Source organism: Acinetobacter sp. ANC5681 (assembly GCF_023488045.1).
GTDB lineage: Bacteria > Pseudomonadota > Gammaproteobacteria > Pseudomonadales > Moraxellaceae > Acinetobacter.
In genome coordinates, this window is sequence record NZ_JAMFKZ010000002.1 from 26,302 (window position 1) to 45,901 (window position 19,600).

The 19,600-nt window shown below is 41.2% G+C and carries 22 protein-coding genes; 8 read left to right on the top strand and 14 right to left on the bottom strand.

Annotation, left to right across the window (positions count from 1 at the left end):
- The gene (gene chrA / locus M5121_RS01560; protein ID WP_249570090.1) at positions 1-1,353 is read left to right on the top strand and encodes a chromate efflux transporter; all 1,353 of its coding nucleotides are present in this window, start codon (positions 1-3) and stop codon (positions 1,351-1,353) included.
- A 49-nt stretch (positions 1,354-1,402) separates the two neighbouring features.
- Here chrA and M5121_RS01565 read toward each other — a convergent pair whose 3' ends face one another.
- From M5121_RS01565 to M5121_RS01625, 13 genes are all read right to left on the bottom strand, one after another.
- Positions 1,403-1,528 carry a YHYH domain-containing protein gene (locus M5121_RS01565; protein ID WP_000733641.1) on the bottom strand — a complete coding sequence of 42 codons (126 nt, stop codon included), beginning with the start codon at positions 1,526-1,528 and terminating at the stop codon, positions 1,403-1,405.
- Between the two features lie 89 nt (positions 1,529-1,617).
- Positions 1,618-2,925 (bottom strand): MFS transporter, encoded by a 1,308-nt coding sequence (locus M5121_RS01570; protein WP_249570091.1) that lies wholly within the window; start codon positions 2,923-2,925, stop codon positions 1,618-1,620.
- An 81-nt stretch (positions 2,926-3,006) separates the two neighbouring features.
- Positions 3,007-3,645, bottom strand: coding sequence for a transmembrane anchor protein (locus M5121_RS01575; protein ID WP_249570092.1), 639 nt, complete (start codon positions 3,643-3,645; stop codon positions 3,007-3,009).
- A gap of 11 nt (positions 3,646-3,656) precedes the next feature.
- Positions 3,657-4,370: a HupE/UreJ family protein gene (locus tag M5121_RS01580; protein ID WP_249570093.1), complete on the bottom strand. Its 714-nt coding sequence runs from the start codon at positions 4,368-4,370 to the stop codon at positions 3,657-3,659.
- A 5-nt stretch (positions 4,371-4,375) separates the two neighbouring features.
- The gene (locus tag M5121_RS01585) at positions 4,376-4,747 is read right to left on the bottom strand and encodes a hypothetical protein (protein ID WP_125299839.1); all 372 of its coding nucleotides are present in this window, start codon (positions 4,745-4,747) and stop codon (positions 4,376-4,378) included.
- Positions 4,748-4,758: 11 nt separating this feature from the next.
- Complete coding sequence (locus M5121_RS01590) at positions 4,759-7,887, bottom strand: efflux RND transporter permease subunit (protein WP_249570094.1); 3,129 nt, start codon at positions 7,885-7,887, stop codon at positions 4,759-4,761.
- Positions 7,888-7,898: 11 nt separating this feature from the next.
- Complete coding sequence (locus tag M5121_RS01595; protein WP_249570095.1) at positions 7,899-9,374, bottom strand: efflux RND transporter periplasmic adaptor subunit; 1,476 nt, start codon at positions 9,372-9,374, stop codon at positions 7,899-7,901.
- A gap of 10 nt (positions 9,375-9,384) precedes the next feature.
- Complete coding sequence (locus M5121_RS01600; RefSeq protein ID WP_249570096.1) at positions 9,385-10,584, bottom strand: TolC family protein; 1,200 nt, start codon at positions 10,582-10,584, stop codon at positions 9,385-9,387.
- A 48-nt stretch (positions 10,585-10,632) separates the two neighbouring features.
- Positions 10,633-11,085 carry a hypothetical protein gene (locus M5121_RS01605; RefSeq protein WP_249570213.1) on the bottom strand — a complete coding sequence of 151 codons (453 nt, stop codon included), beginning with the start codon at positions 11,083-11,085 and terminating at the stop codon, positions 10,633-10,635.
- Positions 11,086-11,241: 156 nt separating this feature from the next.
- Complete coding sequence (locus tag M5121_RS01610; protein WP_249570097.1) at positions 11,242-12,144, bottom strand: recombination directionality factor; 903 nt, start codon at positions 12,142-12,144, stop codon at positions 11,242-11,244.
- Positions 12,145-12,377: 233 nt separating this feature from the next.
- The gene (locus tag M5121_RS01615) at positions 12,378-13,529 is read right to left on the bottom strand and encodes a YqaJ viral recombinase family nuclease (RefSeq protein WP_249570098.1); all 1,152 of its coding nucleotides are present in this window, start codon (positions 13,527-13,529) and stop codon (positions 12,378-12,380) included.
- Between the two features lie 161 nt (positions 13,530-13,690).
- The gene (locus M5121_RS01620) at positions 13,691-14,740 is read right to left on the bottom strand and encodes a DUF932 domain-containing protein (protein WP_249570099.1); all 1,050 of its coding nucleotides are present in this window, start codon (positions 14,738-14,740) and stop codon (positions 13,691-13,693) included.
- Between the two features lie 38 nt (positions 14,741-14,778).
- Positions 14,779-15,012 (bottom strand): hypothetical protein, encoded by a 234-nt coding sequence (locus M5121_RS01625; RefSeq protein WP_249570100.1) that lies wholly within the window; start codon positions 15,010-15,012, stop codon positions 14,779-14,781.
- Between the two features lie 569 nt (positions 15,013-15,581).
- Between M5121_RS01625 and M5121_RS15850 the strand changes: the two genes are divergently transcribed.
- The 7 genes from M5121_RS15850 to M5121_RS01655 all read left to right on the top strand — a co-directional run bounded on the left by M5121_RS15850 (position 15,582) and on the right by M5121_RS01655 (position 18,463).
- The gene (locus tag M5121_RS15850; protein ID WP_283772243.1) at positions 15,582-15,713 is read left to right on the top strand and encodes a hypothetical protein; all 132 of its coding nucleotides are present in this window, start codon (positions 15,582-15,584) and stop codon (positions 15,711-15,713) included.
- Positions 15,714-15,758: 45 nt separating this feature from the next.
- On the top strand, positions 15,759-16,031 hold the full coding sequence (locus M5121_RS01630; protein ID WP_249570101.1) for a hypothetical protein: 273 nt from the start codon (positions 15,759-15,761) through the stop codon (positions 16,029-16,031).
- Positions 16,032-16,050: 19 nt separating this feature from the next.
- Positions 16,051-16,200, top strand: a complete 150-nt coding sequence (locus M5121_RS01635; protein ID WP_171295134.1) for a hypothetical protein — start codon at positions 16,051-16,053, stop codon at positions 16,198-16,200.
- Between the two features lie 73 nt (positions 16,201-16,273).
- Positions 16,274-16,696, top strand: a complete 423-nt coding sequence (locus tag M5121_RS01640) for a hypothetical protein (protein ID WP_249570102.1) — start codon at positions 16,274-16,276, stop codon at positions 16,694-16,696.
- 19 nt (positions 16,697-16,715) lie between these two features.
- On the top strand, positions 16,716-17,135 hold the full coding sequence (locus M5121_RS01645; protein WP_249570103.1) for a hypothetical protein: 420 nt from the start codon (positions 16,716-16,718) through the stop codon (positions 17,133-17,135).
- Between the two features lie 51 nt (positions 17,136-17,186).
- A complete protein-coding gene (locus M5121_RS01650; RefSeq protein ID WP_249570104.1) occupies positions 17,187-17,792 on the top strand; it encodes a hypothetical protein in 606 nt (201 codons plus the stop codon).
- A 38-nt stretch (positions 17,793-17,830) separates the two neighbouring features.
- A complete protein-coding gene (locus M5121_RS01655) occupies positions 17,831-18,463 on the top strand; it encodes a hypothetical protein (protein WP_087547641.1) in 633 nt (210 codons plus the stop codon).
- 21 nt (positions 18,464-18,484) lie between these two features.
- Here the strand turns inward: M5121_RS01655 and M5121_RS01660 are convergent, their stop codons facing one another.
- Positions 18,485-19,423, bottom strand: a complete 939-nt coding sequence (locus M5121_RS01660; RefSeq protein ID WP_249570105.1) for a YagK/YfjJ domain-containing protein — start codon at positions 19,421-19,423, stop codon at positions 18,485-18,487.
- Positions 19,424-19,600: the final 177 nt, after the last annotated feature.

Sequence of the window (19,600 nt, forward strand, 5' to 3'; positions counted from 1 at the left end):
ATGGAACAAGAACTTGTTATCAAGTCAGAGCAAGAAATACAGCCTATTTCATTTTGGCAAGCATTTCTGTTTTGGCTTAAATTGGGGTTTATTAGTTTTGGTGGACCAGCGGGGCAAATCGCTGTTATGCACCAAGAACTCGTTGAACAAAAACGCTGGATTTCTGAAAAACGTTTTTTACATGCTCTCAACTACTGCATGTTACTGCCTGGGCCTGAAGCACAACAATTAGCAACCTATATCGGCTGGTTGATGCATAGAACCGTTGGTGGATTAGTTGCAGGAATTCTATTTGTATTACCCTCTCTATTTATCCTGATTGGTCTGTCATGGGTTTATGTAAAATTTGGTGATGTTCCTATTATTGCAGGGCTTTTTTATGGAATTAAACCTGCTGTTGTTGCTATCGTTTTTCATGCGACATATCGGATTGGTAGCCGATCATTAAAGAATAAGTTTTTATGGGCAATCGCTGCACTTGCATTCATCGCTATATTCTTCTTTAACCTACCATTCCCCTTAATCGTTCTAACGGCTGCGATCATTGGATATTTGGCAAGTAAAAAATATCCAAGCGTTTTTACAGGTGGTGGCTCACACCAACAAGGTAAAAAAGATTATGGTCCTGCATTAATTGATGATGATACACCAACCCCTGAACATGCCATATTTAGTTGGAAGCACTTAGGGAAAATATTATTTATCGGTGCAATTCTATGGTTTATCCCAATTATCAGTTTGGCTCTAACGCTTGGTTGGGATCATGCCTATACACAAATGGCTTGGTTCTTTACCAAAGCAGCGCTGCTCACATTCGGTGGAGCTTATGCAGTATTACCTTATGTTTATCAAGGTGCCGTTAATTTTTATAGTTGGTTGAGTCCAACACAAATGATTGATGGTTTAGCCCTTGGAGAAAGCACCCCAGGTCCCCTGATCATGGTTGTTGCATTTGTAGGATTCTTAGGTGGCTTTAATCATGCTCTGTTAGGCAATGATCATCTGTTCTTGGCAGGTGCATTGGGTGCTGTGATTGTGACTTGGTTTACTTTCCTGTTTTCTTTCATTTTTATTCTAGCTGGTGCTCCAGTGATTGAATCAACTCACAATGAATTAAAATTTACTGCACCTTTGACGGCAATCACTGCCGCTGTTGTTGGTGTAATTTTAAATCTTGCACTTTTCTTCAGTTACCACGTTTTATGGCCAAATGGATTCGACCATCCATTCAACTATGAAGCAATGGTTATTGCGATTGCAGCATTCATCGCCTTGTTCCATTTTGAAGTCAAAGTCATGTATGTCATTTTTGCTTCGGCATTCTGTGGCTTGATTTTGTATATAGGTGCATAAATTTATAATTTTTAATAAAAAAGGAAGCTTAGCTTCCTTTTTTATACCATTAATGGCAGTGACGATCCCCTGTCTTGCTATTCGTATGGCAGCCTGAAGAATCAGTACCACCTGAATGAGCAAAAGCATTTGTTACCGCAAGCCCCATTAAACATACCAAGATTAGTTTTTTCATATTGTTTCCCTTTTTTATTGAATGATAAAACAAGTTTGAAATTGTACAACAAATAAACGGGTTACTTCTAAGCCATTAGTCGAAAAGAATTATTTAGGCCATTTTTGATGGTAGTCATCAATCATATATTCATGCACATGCACACCATTGATTTGATGCTGAATCACATGTTCATGGTCTGCGGGTAAATCATCATGGCTATGTACCAAAACACCATCATCTTTAGTTGTCCATAAGCGTAATGCGAGAATGAGAGCAACAACGGCAATAACTGCCATAGGAATAAAAGTCTGTAAAGTTCCGATGTTGGTGCTTAGCCATCCAACCAATGGATAAGTGATCAGCCAACAAGCATGAGAGAAAGCAAATTGGGCAGCAAACAATGATGTTCTATTCTCACTTGATGCAGACTTGCGAATCAAGCGACCTGTAGGTGTTTGTGAAACCGAATATCCAATACCAAGGACAAACCAAAGTGTTAACAAACCATTATAAGATGTAATCAAAGAACCACTGAATAGTCCAATGACAAGAATTGTTGTTCCCGTCAACATAACAGAGCGATCAGGAAATTTATCCAATATCTTTGGTAAAACAAAAGCAGATAACATTGACCCAAGTCCAAAAAGACCAAATGCCCATGTCGTTGCATTTTCGGTAAGTTTAAATGTCGATTGCACCAATACAACAGTATTTACAATCACAACAGCACTCGCCGAAGCAATAGCTAGATTTAAAGCAAGCAACGCCTTAAGTCTCGGCGTATTAAAATAAATTTTAGCTCCCTGATTTATACGGCTATAAACACCTCTAAACTCAGGCACTTTGGCGACTGGTAATTTTGCACTTACCACAAACAAAGCAGAACCGATAAAACCTAATACTGTTCCTAAGAACAGATTGTGATAACTCATCAGAGTAAGTAGAAAGCCTGCCAACATTGGGCTGATAATGTTTTCTAAATCATAGGCTAATCGAGACAATGACAAAGCATTGGTATAGTCTTCTTCTTCAGGCAGAACATCTGGAATCATTGCCTGAAATGTTGGCGTAAATGCAGCAGATGCAGATTGCAGAATAAAAATGAGAATATAGATTTGCCAGATTTGTGTCACAAATGGTAGGCACAAAGCTGTTAATGCTCGGATAATATCTAATCCAGCCAATACCTGTTTTCTTGGTAAGCGCTCTGCAAATGCTGATGCTATAGGTGCTACACCGATATAAGCAATCATCTTAATTGCCAAAGCAATACCAAGAACTTGAGCAGCTTCTCCCTTGGCAATATCGTATGCCTGTAAAGCTAGGGCGATCGTGACTAACCCTGTTCCAATGAGTGCAATCGCTTGGGCCAAGAACAAATGCCGATATGTGGTATTTTTTAGTACTTCTAGCATTTTATGGATTCCTTTTTAGAATCTGACATCTATAACGATTAAATCTCCTTGGAAGACTATTCCAAGGAGATTGATTAAAGCTTAAAAGACTTTCTTCATTTCACTAAACTGTCCTTCTACAAGTAGAGTTACAGTCACTGGATTTTCTGTACGGTTACGCCAGAACCAACCATGTTTACCATCAAAAGCTGCTTTTAAGACACCTTGTTGAGTTGTCTCATTCTTGCCTTTTCCATAGCCATGATAGAACCCTTTAGGGGCATTTACGGGATCACCATGAGTATCATAGTTAAGACCACCTCCTACAGCTTTCCAATCAAAGTTGACACTTGCACTTTGTGGCATCGTTAGTTTTACCTCTGTTGCCTGCCCAGGTTTTAACTCAATACTAATGCTCTCTTTATTAATCGCAGGCATGGTCATTTCAACAGTATCAATTGCCGTTTGAGTTGGAGTTTCTACTGATATTTGTTCAGCACTATTCACTGTCTGCTCAGCATTGAGACCATTCACTGATTCTTGAGCGAGTGATTGTTTGATTTCACCCATTTTCGTTAAGCCAAGCACTTTACCTATACCCGTCGGGTCAATCGCATACTCCGCAGGCATGACACAGGTAACCAACACGACCACAGCACTAACGGCAGCTATCGCTGTTGATTTAATTAACTTTCTTGATGAAGGTAATTCGATATCTTTTGGAATTTCAGCGTTATACATAATTTAGATCCTTATTGAGTAATGAAGCCAGTAAGTTGATAGCCAACAAGTAAAAAACCGAGGAACATGAGGAAGACATTGCTTTGATAGGCAGTTTTAAAGAAATACGGTGTCTTTCTCCAAAACGTCATCAATAACAAGATGATGCACAGCGCCATAAACTGACCTAGTTCAACCCCAATATTGAATGAGATTAAATTTGCCAACAGCCCATCACTCGGAACTTCATATTCCTGAATTTTTACTGCGAGTCCAAAACCATGAATCAGACCAAAAATTAAAGTCGCTATTTTCGTGTTTGGTTGAAAACCAAACCAACGCTGATAAGCCCCTAAGTTATCAAGAGCCTTATAAACGATTGAAAAACCTATGATTGCATCAATGATGTAGGCGTTTATCGAGATATTGTAATAAACACCCACCAGCATCGTAATCGAATGCCCAAGTGCAAATAGGCTGACGTACAAGCCGATATCTTTCATTCGGTATAAGAAGAAGATAATGCCAACAAGAAATAGTAAATGGTCATATCCAGTGACCATATGCTTCGCACCCAAATAGATGAATGGAATGACATGAACACCATAAATTTCTTGAATATAGCCCTTATCACCTTCTGCTACTCCATGAGCAAAAAGTGTAGGACTTGCCAATGTAATGAATAAAGCAAGTAATAGCTTTATGTAAGCACTTAATTTCACAATGTGTGAAGCAATAATTTGCATGTATATCAAACTCCAAAATTTAAAATGAATTGAAAATCCATTAACTTTTTGGGCGGTTTAAAAATACGACTCACCATCAGATAAACATATTCTTTTGACCAATCTAGAATCGAAATCCCTTTTAAGAGATGAGCTAAAGCAATCGATTTAAGTTCGTCATAGCCAACAAAATGTTCATAGTAGTTATCCTGATGACCATGTGAATGTTGTTGACTGACCTCATGATGGTGCGAATGAATTGCATCAATTGAAACGTGTCTCTGAAATTCCTTTTCAGTTACATGCTCATTAAAGTGCAAACATAAAGCGAGACTGATCATGCAGACTAGCCACATCATCACAAATTTACTTTGTTTATCTCGCAATATATTTGTCATTAACGATGCCTCTAAACAACCTGTTCAGCGGCATCGTTTGATTTTCTTGACCGACCTTGGTTAAACCACACATATAAGGTCGGCAAAATAATCAAAGTCAGTAAGGTTGATGAAATAATCCCACCAATAACGACAGTTGCAATTGGACGTTGAACTTCAGAACCAATACCTACGTTTAAAGCCATTGGAATAAAGCCTAAAGAAGCCACTAAAGCTGTAATCAAAACAGGGCGCAGTCGTTCCATTGCACCATGTCTCACCGCATCAACGACACTTTCCCCTTGCATTCGAAGCCTTTGAATGGCAGAAACAAGAACTAAGCCATTCAGCACAGCCACACCTGACAATGCGATAAAGCCGACGGCAGCAGAAATTGAGAATGGAATATCCCGTAAAGCTAAAGCAATCACACCGCCTGTTAGTGCAAATGGTACGCCTGTGAATACCAAGACACTGTTTCTAACATTACCTAAAGCCATGTAGATCATGGCAAAGATCAGAATTAAAGCGATTGGAACAACAACCATGAGTCGATTCGATGCAGACTCCATCTGTTCAAAGGTACCGCCCCAAGTCAGCCAGTAACCCTCTGGTAATTTAAAATCTGCATTCAGCTTAGATTGTGCTTCTGCAATGTAACTACCAATATCTGTACCACGGACATTTGCTGTGATGACGATACGACGCTTACCATTCTCACGAGAAATTTGGTTTGGTCCTTGAACATTTTTTAACTCGATCAATTCTGATAAAAGTACACTTGAACCATCAGGCAGATTCACAGGAACTTGATAGAGTTTTTCTAAGTCTGTGACAGAGTTTTGATCCATTCGAACAACAATATCGAACTTTCGATCACCTTCAAATACCTTACCTGCTGTCTCACCAGTGATGAGGCTAGAAACCTGTTGCTGTACATCCTCAGCATCAAGCCCATAGTTGGCAATCATGTCTTTTTTCAGCTCGACAGATACCATGGGTAAACCCGTCATCTGTTCAACTTTCAAGTCAGCAGTACCATTCACTCCCTCTAAAATTTTAGCGGCAGCGTTTGCTGATTCAAGTAGTTGACCTAGATCATCACCATATATTTTCACAGCAACATCGGTACGGACACCTGAAATAAGTTCGTTAAAGCGCATTTGAATCGGCTGAGTGAACTCGTAATTATTTCCATAAACACCTTTAGCTACTCGTTCAATATCTGCAACGACTTCCGCTTTTGGTTTCTTTGGATTTGGCCACTCGCTACGTGGCTTCAACATGACAAAGTTATCAGCCACATTGGGTGGAACTGGGTCAGTGGCGATTTCTGCTGTTCCAACTTTGGCAAACATGGTCTGAACTTCAGGAATTTTCACAATTTCTTTTTCAAGCGTGTATTGCATTTCAACGGCTTGAGTTAATGAAGTACCTGGGATACGCAAAGCATGTAATGCCACATCCCCCTCATCTAAAGAAGGTATAAATTCTGAACCTAAACGAGTTGAAAGGCTTGCACTGAATATAAAAAATATTGAGACAAAGGCGATCAGTAGATATCTGTGATTTAAAGACCAATCTAAAATTGGGCTATAAAACTTCTTAACAAAATGAACAATTTTTGACTCTTCTTCTTTAATTTCACCTGTAGTAACTAATGCCACCATTGCAGGGACAAAGGTAATTGAAAGAATCATTGCGCCAACTAAAGCCATAACAACCGTTGCAGCCATTGGTGTAAACATCTTGCCTTCAACACCAGTCAAAGTCATCACTGGTAGATAAACCAAAATAATGATCAATTGACCATAAAGAATCGCTTTTCGAGATTCCTTTGTTGCTTCAAATACAGTCGTAAAGCGTTCTTTTTGAGTCAGAATACGTCCTAACTCTTTTTGCTTCATGGCTAATTTAGCGAGAGATGCCTCGACAATAACCACAGCACCATCAACAATAATTCCGAAATCGAGTGCACCTAAACTCATTAAATTGGCACTGATCTTTTGGTTGACCATGCCTGTGATTGTCATCAACATGGATAACGGAATCACCATCGCAGTAATCAGAGCTGCACGGAAATGACCTAAGAATATGAAAAGCACCACAATGACCAGAATTGCACCTTCAAGTAAATTCTTCTTCACTGTTTGAATCGTTGCATCAACTAAAGTTGTTCGGTTGTAAACTGCTTTAGCTTCAACACCTTCAGGTAGCGACTTTTGAACCTGTTGTAGCTTTTGATCTACAGCATGAGCAACATTTCGAGAGTTTTCGCCAATAAGCATGAATGCCGTACCCAGTACAATTTCTTGCCCATCTTTGGTCGCAGCACCTGTCCGTAATTCATGACCAATCGATATTTTGGCAACATCTTTCAATCTGAGGATATAACCATTACTCGTCGTGATCGGAATATTTTGGATTTGTTCAATCGAGTTAATTTGAGAATCAGAACGGATTAAATACTGCTCACCATTTTTCTCAATGTACCCTGAACCTTTGTTCATGCTGTTCTTAGAGATCGCCTCTAAAATAGCTTTCTGATCCAACCCTATGCTACGCAAATAAGCATAATCAGGTTGAACAACAAATTGTTTAAGATAACCACCAATGGTATTGATTTCATTCACACCCTCAACATTTCGAAGCTGAGGTTTAATGACCCAATCTTGCAAGGTTCTTAATTCAGTGGGTGAAAGTGGGTTTAGACTATTCTTGGCATTCTCAACGGTATACATGAAGATTTCGCCAAGCCCTGTGGAAACAGGACCCATTGAAGTCGATATGCCGCTTGGCAATGTTGGTGTCACGCCTTGCAATTTTTCATTGACAATTTGACGGGCAAAATAGATGTCCGTCCCCTCCTTAAATATCGCCGTGACCTGAGATAAACCGTATCTCGACACAGAACGTGTATATTCAAGATTAGGGATACCTGCCAAAGCTGTTTCAATCGGGTAAGTGACTTGTGACTCCATCTCCATAGGAGACAAGCCTTGTGCTTCACTGTTGATTTGGACTTGTACATTTGTGATATCAGGAACAGCATCAATAGGTAGTTTAAAATAGTTATAAACACCCAATGCACCTACGAATAGGAAGACGATCAGTACAAGCCAACGATTCTTAATCGAAAGCTTAACAATTTGGTCAAACATGGTGCTACCCCTTAATGATCATGAGTAGCGCCAGATTTACCTAGCTCTGCTTTTAATAAATAAGAATTGCCTGCCGCATAAACCTGACCTGCTTTTAAGCCTGACTTAACTTCAACAAACCCGTTATATTTTTCACCCAACTCTAATGGACGTGCTTCAAAATCATTGCCTACACGAATGAACACCACATCCCAATCACGGAAGTTTTGTAAAGCATCTTCACGAACCACCATCGGCTTCAAACTTTGATTTTCAAAAATATGTGCGGTGATCAATTGACCTGAACGCCATTTAAATTGGTTGGCAACTTCAACAAAGACTTGAGCAGTACGTGTTTTTGGATCAATGATATCACTGATGTATTTGATCGTCCCCAATGCTTCTTCTGTGCCTGATTGAATTTGAGGTTTTACAGTCACCTTAGCATTCGGGTTAATTGTATTCAGCTTATCCGCAGGAACATTGACTACTGCAAGTAACTGAGATGTATTGGCAATTTTAAATATTGGCGAAGCTGGTGTGACATTTGATCCAACTGCCCCTAGCACTTGTAAGACTGTGCCAGACATCGCAGCCCGAACTTCAATTGTACCGTTGCCTGAACCACCATAAGAGCTGATTAAATTGTTCAGTTCATTGGCACGAATCTGAGCATCATCAAATTCACGCTTTGCATTAATGTAGTCAATTTCAGGCGATACTCGTTTTTGAAATAACGTTCGCTCTTGCTCCATCTTTTTACGTGCAAATTGCAAATTATCTACTGCAATAGAACGCTCAGCATTTAAGCGGATCAAGTCTTGGCTTTGTACTGTAGCTAATAAATCACCTTGACTTACTTTATCGCCAATCGTGCGATATGTTTTGATGAGTGTTCCACTTGCTTTCGGTGTGATAAAACTTTCAAAATTATCAGGGAACTTCAATTCTCCCTTTAACTCTAAAGCATTTTCAAACATCATGGATTCAACTTTTAAAAGCTCTAAACCACTGCTCTTAATACTACTGTCTAACATGGTGACACGACCTTCTTTCGTATCCCACTTCCAAGTATGTTTTTTTCCTTGATAATCGACATTTACAACCATTAGAAACGAATGTGGCTCATAGACAATTTCATTTCCAATCAAGTAATCACTCTCTGGTTTAAATTGAATATTCTGCTCAGCATCTAAACGCTTAATGTAAATATTCGCTTTTAAGTCTTCAGGTTTAAGTGGCTTATCTTTCAAATACCCATAAACACGGAGGTGTGGTTCCACTCCTTCTTCAAATATCTTAACCTCAGCAGAGAAATCTCCATCTCGATACAAACGACCACCGTGTGGTCCTTTCTCATCTCCAGCTACAGCTACTTTTTCTTCGGCGACCTCACCATGTCCACTCGCTTGTGTCTTATTACCAGTTTTGTACCAAGCAATAGCACATAAGACAATAAGTAAGGCAACGACACCAGTTGCAATCAATGTATTGGTTTGTTTATTCATATACTTGCCCTTATTCTTGATCTAAATGAGTAATGTAGTTGCGCTCGACTTCTGCAATTTCTATCTGCAAAGCCAACCACAAATCGAATCGAGCAAGATGTTTGTCTAGCCAAATTTGCTTGATGTTATTGAACTCAAGTAAAGAGTTTTTCCCTGCTTGGTAACCCATCTCTGCAATTCGCAGGCTTTCATTTGTTGCGGGCAAAACGGTTTGATCATATTGCTTAATCGCATCAATTAAATTGGAAACCTCAATAGATTTGTTTTCCAATTCAATTTTAGAGTTACGACTCACAAACACAGACTGTGTTTCTGCTTTCGTATGCTCTGCTTGAGCAATCGCAATATTGCCCTTATTTCGATTAAAGATATTGAGAGGTATTGACGTTGAAACTTGGAAAACCTTGTCATTGGTTTCTTGATAGTTTTTGACCCCAACACCCAAAGTGATATCAGGTATTGCTTCTTTATGGGCGAGTTCAAATTGTGTCTTTTTCAATTTGGAGTTCAGAAGTGCTTCTTGCTCAGCCAAACTGATTTTGTCTGTGAAATTAAAACTTAGAGGAACTTCCAAGGCATTACTTGGTAGATTTGATGTGAACTTAGAGCACAGATTTTTCTGAAACTGCCCCTTTTTCACTTCATTTTGATAACGTAATTTTGATTCAGATGAAAGTGCTGCACTGAGTTGAGCATCCGAAGGAATGACTCGCCCAAACTTGAGCCTTTCCGAAAGAACATTGGCTTGTCTTGCATTCAACTTGCTTTCTGTTGAATAAACCTCAGCACGTTGAGTTGACACATACCAGTTCGCCATACAGATTCTTAAATCTGCTTTGAGTTCAGCCTGTCGCTTTGCTATTTCGAACTGATTACGATCACCTTGAAAAATCGCAATCTGTTTTCTCAAGGAAAGTTTATTACTAAGAGGGATCTCTTGTGACAATCCTAACAAGATTGTTGAACCATCCAAATCCTTCAATTTGGAATTACCAAGATTATCCAACTCCACATTGAAAGTCGGATTATTTAATCTGCCAGCAAACTTTTGGTTGAGTTCATAAGCTTGCTCGGACTGCTGTAGGCTATTGAGTACAGCATCACTTGCGATAACCTGCTTTTGTAGTTCAGCATAATTCGTTTCCGCAAATGCGTTTGCTGCCGTTACTACAAAACCACAGCTAAGAAATAGCTGATAAATTTTAGACATGACTTTACCTATACAAAAAAATGAAGAATTATTTTTTGTATAGAAAAATCAATTTCTTAGAACAATAAGAGCTTTTGTAAAGGTATAAGAATTACGTAAAATAAATATTCTTTTTCTAAAGTCAAATACCCGAATCTGATGTTCAGATAACTTTAGGAACAGAAAAATAAGAGCAGTGATAAAACTTAGAATAAACACAGGGTCTATGCTTAGATCACTATCAGAAGAAATAGGCTTCACCGAGTGATGGTAGATTGGCTCATCAAAATTCTTCCAACTATGTACTTCTGCCTCATGATCAGCAGTACTTCTGGGAGAATCATTTGAGTGCTGCAAAGACCAATGACTAGATGCATCATCTTCCACAACAATACTTAATTCATGTTGGTGTTCAATATTTTCAAGTAAAACAGGTGCCCACGCATGAACTCCCGTAATTGTTATTGTAAACAAAAACAGGATAAATGCGAGTATAAGCTTAGACAACCTACTTGAACGCATAACGATGGACATACTTCTGATTTGCTAACAAAATACTAAAAAGCGTTATTAAAGTAAATCCATCTCTTAGATATTCTAGAAGTGAATATCTTCTTATCTATAGACCAAAATCTGCAAAAAAAAGAGTACGAGTACTCTTTTCTAATTAAATTCATTTCAATTCAAAGCCTGCACCGACTGCTGCAAGCCTTTCTGAATATCCTGCACATGGCTCAGGTCATGTGTTTGTTGAGACTGTTCTGGTCTTGATTCATCTGTATAAAACTCCTCAACAATATCCAAACCCTCTTCACCGCCCACCTCAAAACTGGCGTTGCAATAACCTTGTCGTGCCACATGATCTAATGCTTCCTGATAAAACCCTGCTGCCTTGCTTTGTTCATCCATCTGTTTGGCTGAGCTAATCGCATCTTTTAGGTTTGTGCCATCCCTTAAGGTTAAATCCACGTAATAGATCGGAGTACGATAACTTTGCGTGGTGCTTTTGCCTCTCAGAGTAAGTTGCAATGGCAAACATGAAAGTAAGTCACCTGATGCAGCATGGTAGTAACTTAATCGTGCTGCCAAGGTACGGATGCTATTAAAGCCTGTGGTTCTAAAGATGAATGTGCCAAACTCATCTGATTCATCTAGGTTGACATAGAGTCGTCCATAGGGTTTACATAATCCACCTTGTGCCAATGGACATAAATCAGGTGATGGGCATGAATGTTGTTCAACGCCGTTTTGTCCAAGTCGCTGACAGGTTTCCCCATTGCCCGAGCAGATTAGCCGTCCTGTTTGTCGGTCAAATAGGCTGTACTCTGCCCGTAGGTTCAACTCAGGATCATTAAAAATCATGCGGACTGGTATGGTTCTGAGCTTTTGGTTTTGGTTCGGTGCTTTGGCACGGAGTTGTTCATCCAGTGGATGTTTGACCCAACCATCCTTGTTCTGGATTTGACTGGTAATCGTAAATTGATCGTCCTTTTCAGGCAGACGTTTTCCATTCTTTTCCACGATCTTACCGATGCTGATACGACCGAGTACAGGTGGTGTGATTGCTAAACCTTTAATCATATTAAATTCCTCTTTGGTAATTTTTGACTGATTCCCCTTTGATATGAGTAAGAAGCAGTCATTTTTTGAAATGCATATAAATCTCGCAAGGCAGTCCATTTGCTCTCTATAGGTACGTTTCCTCAACGTGCTTATGGGGAGCGGGGGCTGTTTTGCGCTTTTTTGATGAATTGGGGATTTGATGGGTTGTATGGATTTTTGTGGGAATGTTTGGAGATTCGGCTTAGGCTAATTTATTTAGACTGATCATCATCTGCATAAATCTGAAAACGCCGTGTGCCCTGCTTGTTCTGTGGGAACTGTTGCAGGAACTCAGGATGCTGTTGTAATAAAGCTTTACTATCTAAACTGGTTGAGTCCTTGGATTTCTTCCAAGTGACAGACCCTGTTTTAAAAGTCGCTCGTTCACTGTCCTGCATCTTGGCTTGGATTTGATGCTTGAGCTGGTCAAAGCTAGCTTGATGCTGTTCAATCAAATGACGTTGTTTTAACAATTGCTCAAAGTCTTGATTGGCTGCCACATCTTCAGATAAATCCGTCGTACTGAGTGGGACATGCGCTGGATATAAAAGCTGTAAAGCTTTGGCTGCGGATTCAGAAGCATCCACATCAGGCGGGATATCGTTTTCCACACATTCCCAGAAATAGCGTTCCGCATTGATAAGATATTTGATCACTGTTTCATTACGTGTGACCTTAAATATCTTGGTTTCATGCCCACAGATCAAGGCACAAATATGTGCTGCCTGCTTTCCTGTTACTGCCAATTGATGCTGCACCTGACACAGCACATATAAAGGCACGCCATCTCGCCATAGTTTTGAGCCATATTCCCCCACCGTTTTACATTCCAGAATCTGCACTTCATCATTGCCCACCACGGCATAATCCAGATTTGCCAACATAAAGTGTTTGTCTTCATCGGGGTGTTGTAACACTGCATTGACTCGACGCACCTTATTATTGGTGTGCATGCTGTAGTATTCAGCCACCAACGGTTCTAGCTGCTTGCCCCAGTACAACGGTGCATAGCCTGCGCTTTCATCCTCGATATTTTGTTGCATCCGCCCTGTCTTGATCATCCACAGTTCCAGCATCGACATATACGGATTCAGTCCACACGCTGTGGCGGCATCACTACTGCCAATGCCCTGTTTTCTGACTTCCAGCCATTGTTGGTAATTCATGTGTTTGGTGTTGGCAAGTCGTTTTGCTACAGGTGTTTTGGTTTTTCGTGGCTGCGTATTCGGTCGGTCTCGTTTGGTTCGAGTTCCGACTTCAACCTGTTGAGTCGATGAGTTTTGAGTGGTTGGATTCAGGTTGGGTGAATACGGCTGTAACGGTGGATTGTTTAAGGTGTTTTGAATTTGAGTATGACTATTCATTAGAAATATTCCTGTATCGATAAAAGTGTAAAAGCTGAATTTCGGGCATAAAAAAAGCCACGTCGGGGGAGACGTGGCGAAAGGGTTCTGCGGTTCAGGTTTTACCTGATGGTTAAAATAAGATAGTTTTCTTAAATAAAACTGAATAATGAAAGGGTTTATTAAGACACCATTCTTAATGCCTGTTCCACACCTCGTTGTTTAATGGCTGCACCTGCACCAAACCAAGCTGAATCTAGTCGATGGTCGATACTCATGGCTCGACGTTCATGGTCACAAAACTCGGTGATGCTGCATAGCAAACCATACGCCGTATCTTTAGCGGAACTCAGTTCTGCCCCACGTCCATGTCCGTTAAACATGGTCATGACTTTTGACATTGCTCGTCCATTCGGTTCAGTTTTATTGTCGGCTTTGGATGGGTTTATTTGATTCGGCATCGCTGCATTGCGGTAGTACTGAATAATACTTTCATCCTGTTCCGCCATACTGAGATTGGTATTGTTAAACACTGCATCGAAGTAGGCTGCTGCTTCTTGCTGAGTGACTTTACGCTGACTCAGTTGCTTCATTTCATACATGTGTTCATCCCATGCACGGACTGAAATCCTCAGTTGCCGTTTGACCCGTTCCGCATCGAATCGGGTGCTATGTGGCACTTTGACCACACCACTATTGCCTTGCTGTCCACGTAAAGCGATTGCCAAAGTGTTGTTACACACCACCCGAATACTGGTAAATTGTGCCGTGGTGGCTAATGTGCCATCGCAAGCAGTAGCTAAAAGAATATAGCCATTGCTGACATCTTTTCCTTTTAAGGCTGCGCTTTGCCCTGTCCGTGCCAGTGCCCAGAATTTCTTACCGCCTTTAAGTACCCCTGCTGTTTCCAGTTCAAAGCCTGATTGTTCAGTCAGGTCACGGTAGAAATGTAATATTTCCCTCGGCTGGACTTCCTGAAATCGCTGGCTGACCACTGATAACGGTGCGTGAGTATCTGAGCGGTAAAGTACCCGCTGTTCTTCAAAGGGCATAATGATGTTCTGCCCCCGATGATTCTGTGCCATATAACTGACATCGGAAGATTCAATCCGCCAGTCCATACCTGCCTGCTCTGCCCAGACCTCCAACGGCTGATTTGGAGTGAGTTGGTTGCCGAGACCATGCCACGGGGTTTGTCCAACGAATGCCATTGTTTCAACTAAATGTGCCATAAGATGTGTCCTTTATTCTGATTTGAATGATGTCTTGTTCAGTATTTATGTGTGCTGATGCTAGATCGGGTTTGATCTGCCAATACCAGAATCACCCCACCCAAAGCTGCGCCTGCCACACCACCGAGCATCGGTGAAAAGCCCATCGACTTGGCGAGGTTCATACCCAGCATTGCCAAGGTGGTGGGTGCGCTGGCAAGGCTGAGTTGCAGGGGCTGTGACTCACGAAAGCGAGGGTTATACGGTTCTTCTTCTGTATCCAGATACGACATGGAATTTCTCCGATAGTTAAGAAATGAATGTTTAAAACGCTATGGCAGAGACGCTAAGTTCAGTGCCTGACGTTGCTTCATTTCAGTAATATGTATCTGAAATAACTTGGAATCGTATACCTGTTCATTTTTTACTGAGTTGTACAAAACAGCAGGACAAATCGAATTGACCTATGAAATCGTTATGATTATGATGAGCTTGCTGACCTACATCGTCAGTCGGTTTTGACAGACCGTTTACCCAAAGCACACTAAAAAGTCTATCTTTTTGGTGGGCGACCCTGCGTCTCCCCCTCTGCGGCGGAACGGGAGGGGGACACCTTCGGGTGTGCTGATCTTTTTGGGTATCAGTCTGTCAACCCCTTTTCGTTTCGCCACCATTATTTGACAGTGATGTGGTGAAACTTCTTTATACCCAAAGGAGTCAATCATGACTGTTTTCTTTATTTCAAATCACGCCCCACCCTTATCTCTTTGTTATCACAGCTTGCCTGATCACATCGGTGCTTTTCCACGCACAGATTAATCCCGCTTTGCCACAACCTTGTGGTTAATCAGGAGTTGCAAGCATGAAACTGATTGCTCAATTGATTTTGATCATTGGCTTTATTGTCATGGTCGGACCCAGTTTTGTTCTGATGTTGCTCGCCATTATGTTTCTGATGGCTTTAGCAGGTTGGAACAAGTCGGACGATCAATAACATCAAATCATTCTAAAAGTAATAACAATATTAAGGTGACAACGAATGTTCACGCTCAATCATACACATCTCATGGGTGGGGTTTTATTGTGTCTGCTGGCACTGGCAGGCTGTGACAGCAAAACAAAAAAAGAGTTTAAAAAAGGCTGTGAAATGGGAGGTGCGGACAGCTCCACCTGTTCCTGTGTCTACGACCAACTGGAAAAGCGTTATTCAGAAGAGCAAATGCAGCGCATCGGCAAGATGACCCCAATGGATATGGATTTACCACCTGATTTTGACCGTGCCATCGTCTCCGCCATGCAGCAATGCCAGTAACTGAACAGGGATATTTTCCATGCAAGCCAAACATTACCTCATCGGCATCTATGTCGTGATTGCCCTGCTGTTCTCGGTTTACCTCAAGGGTTGCAGCGACACCTCAGATCGTCCTTATACCTACAACTTGGGTAAGGCCATCGTCTGGCCGATCTCAATGTTTAACTAATGACAACCCCATCAGGGTTGATGATGCCCATCTCAACCCTACGGTCAATAACAATAATCAGGATCACATTTTTATGAACAATCGAATCAAGTTATTTCTACAATGCGGTGCTATTGCTGCCTGCATCTCATTCACCAGCCTCAGCCATGCTGATATCAAAAGCATGACCCAGTTTTATAACAATCCAGCCAGTGCGCCTAAAGTGACCCGTTGTAAAGGTAACGTCAACTGCAACGCTTTTTATGCCCTGTCCAAGGAATGGCAGGTCATTCCCAAGAACTACAAACTGGATGGTTATAACCTCAGAAGCTTTATTGAGGACAATGATGGCGATGGTTTAAACCGTGACTTTGCTCCGCCACAGCAAGATCGTGCCTACCAAATCCTCGAAGCGGGTGCATTTACCTTTAAGGAAAAAGCCCGTAATGATGCTGACCTGCTGATCTTTGTGAAAGGTCTGGCGGTTCTGCACTACATTGACCGTGGTCAGAAATAATAAAAATCAGGAATAAAAAATGAATAACTTTATTAAGACATTGCTTCAATGCACTGCGGTGGCAGGCTGCATGTCATTTGCCAGTTTAAGTCATGCCGACATGAATCAAGTCATGGCACTGATCAATGCCCCATCTTCTGCACCCCAAGTCAGACGTTGTCAGGAAAATGTGAACTGCAATGCTTTTGTAGCAATCAGCAAACAGTGGCAAGTGATTCCCAAGGATGATCCCCTGCGCTACTACATTTACAGTGCTGACCTGAATGCAATTCTCAGGGAGGGTGACAAAGGTTTAAATGAGCAAAAGTTAAAGGATATAGACGAATATGCCTATCATCTGTTTGACTACAATGCGGAGAACTTTAATGACAGGTGGATGTACGTCAAGGGTTTGACCGTTCTGAAATATGTACAGCGTACCCAGTTTGATCCTCAGTGACAGGGACATTGCCCCACACATCCATCATCGATTTAAAAGGGAATTCCCATCATGAAGAGACTCATACTCACGGCTGTGATTTTATCCAGCCTCACCGCCTGCAATAAAAAGCCTGCTGAAGAATCCACAGAACCCGCAACCGATGTTGCCAATATGGATTTGGCTGACCTCAAACCACAAGGCGATACCCCAGAAAAAGCTGACTGGCCTTTGGATGCAGCCACGGAACAAAAGGCTGAGGCTGCTGCAATTGCCCATGACCAATATGATCCAGACAGTATTTATACGGGATCAGACAATATTGCCATTCCATCGCCCCAACTGAAAAGACGGCTGTTGCCTGGGGAAACGGTAGAGGTTCAGTTCAAACCCGAGGGATTTGTTCCAATATATAAGATCATTGCCAGTACAGGACCAGTTGGAACTCATCTACGCATTGTTGCAGAAACAAATAATGATGTGATTGATGCTGTCAAAATTAATCAGGGCGACTGCAAGATCGCTGGTGTAGAACCGTACACTGTCAAGTTTCCACAACGGGTGCATTACGGCATGGTATTCGACCTTGCCCTCGAAAACTGTACCGCCACTCAGATCAATAATGTCACCTTATCTACAGTACAGGGTCAGTTATCACACAGGCCAATGGAAGAATAATTCAGGCCAGTGATGGCCACCCATACAGGAAAAAAACCATGAAAACCCAATTACTGATCCTGGCTTGCAGTTCATTCATATTATTCGGCTGTAACAAGAACACTGCATCGCAAAACGCCAAGAACTCCACCGAAACTCAGGCAGCCAGTGAAACCAAGGCCATCGACCCAGACCGCCAGCAACTGATGGATGAACTGGCAGAATACAAGGACAATCCAGATATTCCACCTGTACAGGAGAAACTGGCCCGTGCCTATTATGACATGCTGAAAACAGGTGGTGGTGACTTAGAAGAGATTCGTGGATTTATTAGCGAGCTACAGGACACCGAACAGGCTGCGGTGGAACAGGCCGCACAGCAGGAAACGCCCTCTGCCAATGAACAGTTTGAGATTCGTATACGAACCATAACAGGCTCAGATGCAACACAGCATTTCGGCCCAACCGTAATCCATAAGCTTGAAATCATTTCCCTCAATGACGCCAGTACGACAATTACTGGCATTAAAATCAACCGTGGCAACTGCCCTACAGGAACTGCCGATCATTACCAGAACATGGGTTATGGCACGGTGGCTGGGGTATTTATCCGTTGTGATCCACAGAATATTCGTGAAGTCACCTTAACCACAGCCAATGGTGAATATACCTTTAATATGAATGGACAATGAACATTAAAAGAGAAGTGATGACTACACCACTTCTCTATCACACTTTGATAGTCGTCGATTAGATCGTTCAAATTGTGCAATACCAAAAGTTCGCATTCTCCATATCTTGGATCGTAGGTACTGAAACCCCTTTTCAGGATTGACCAAGTACATGGCTGCATTAATCGCATTAACAACCTGCTGGGGATTGTCACGATGAATCATACCAATACCTAGCGTACCCTCTCGTTCAAACTTCTTGATGTAATCCGCATCATGGCAATTAAAGTACATACCACTACGCCCAGTGATTTCCAGCCAAGCCTCACCAACCAACTTGGCTAAGCCATAACCCTGCTGGTGTTTATGCCCATCATAAATCAGTAGAACATGTGCATGTAGACCCTTAGTAGTCCCCTCTTCCAGTGCCCATGCATAACCCTGTAAATCACTAAAACAACCATCCTGATTGGCTAAACGCTGTCTAAAGGTATCCATGTGCTGTTGAAAGACGCCAACATCCACTTGATACTGTTCTTCTTTTAAATAGCCCAAATCAACACGAACAAACAACAACTTGGAATAATGCTCAGTTAAATCAGTTAAGTACTGCTCTAAACGTTTCCGATTTCTTTCCTCTTGATTCTGATGCTGACTAATGTATTCCTGCATACCATGCAGACTCTCACGAAATATGATGCTGAGGTATGACATATCCTCATCACTGAAATGAATCATCTGGTCATAGGGTTGGAATGAAATCATTTCATCTATTGCAGCAATCACATTCTTAAAGCCTTGAATACTTGGTACATAGTGTAAGTCATTCCGATAGAACACTTTAAATGCGGGTACTAGATCAACCAAGGCATACTTTAATTGTTCATTGCTGATCTGGTCGTTATAGACCTGATGCATTACGTGATCAATTACTGTTAAGACATAAGATGAATTAATCGGTACTGTATTGAAATCTAACATGAAAACTCTCTAGGATGATTGAATCATACTAAACAGACTCATGTGATAATTTACTTATTGTGAGATGGATATGAATAAGTATCATAGCAGTGATATGATCTTACTCTATTGATTAATATCAATAATCTTAGATATATCAAGATATGTATATAGAAATATAGATGAATATAAGATTAG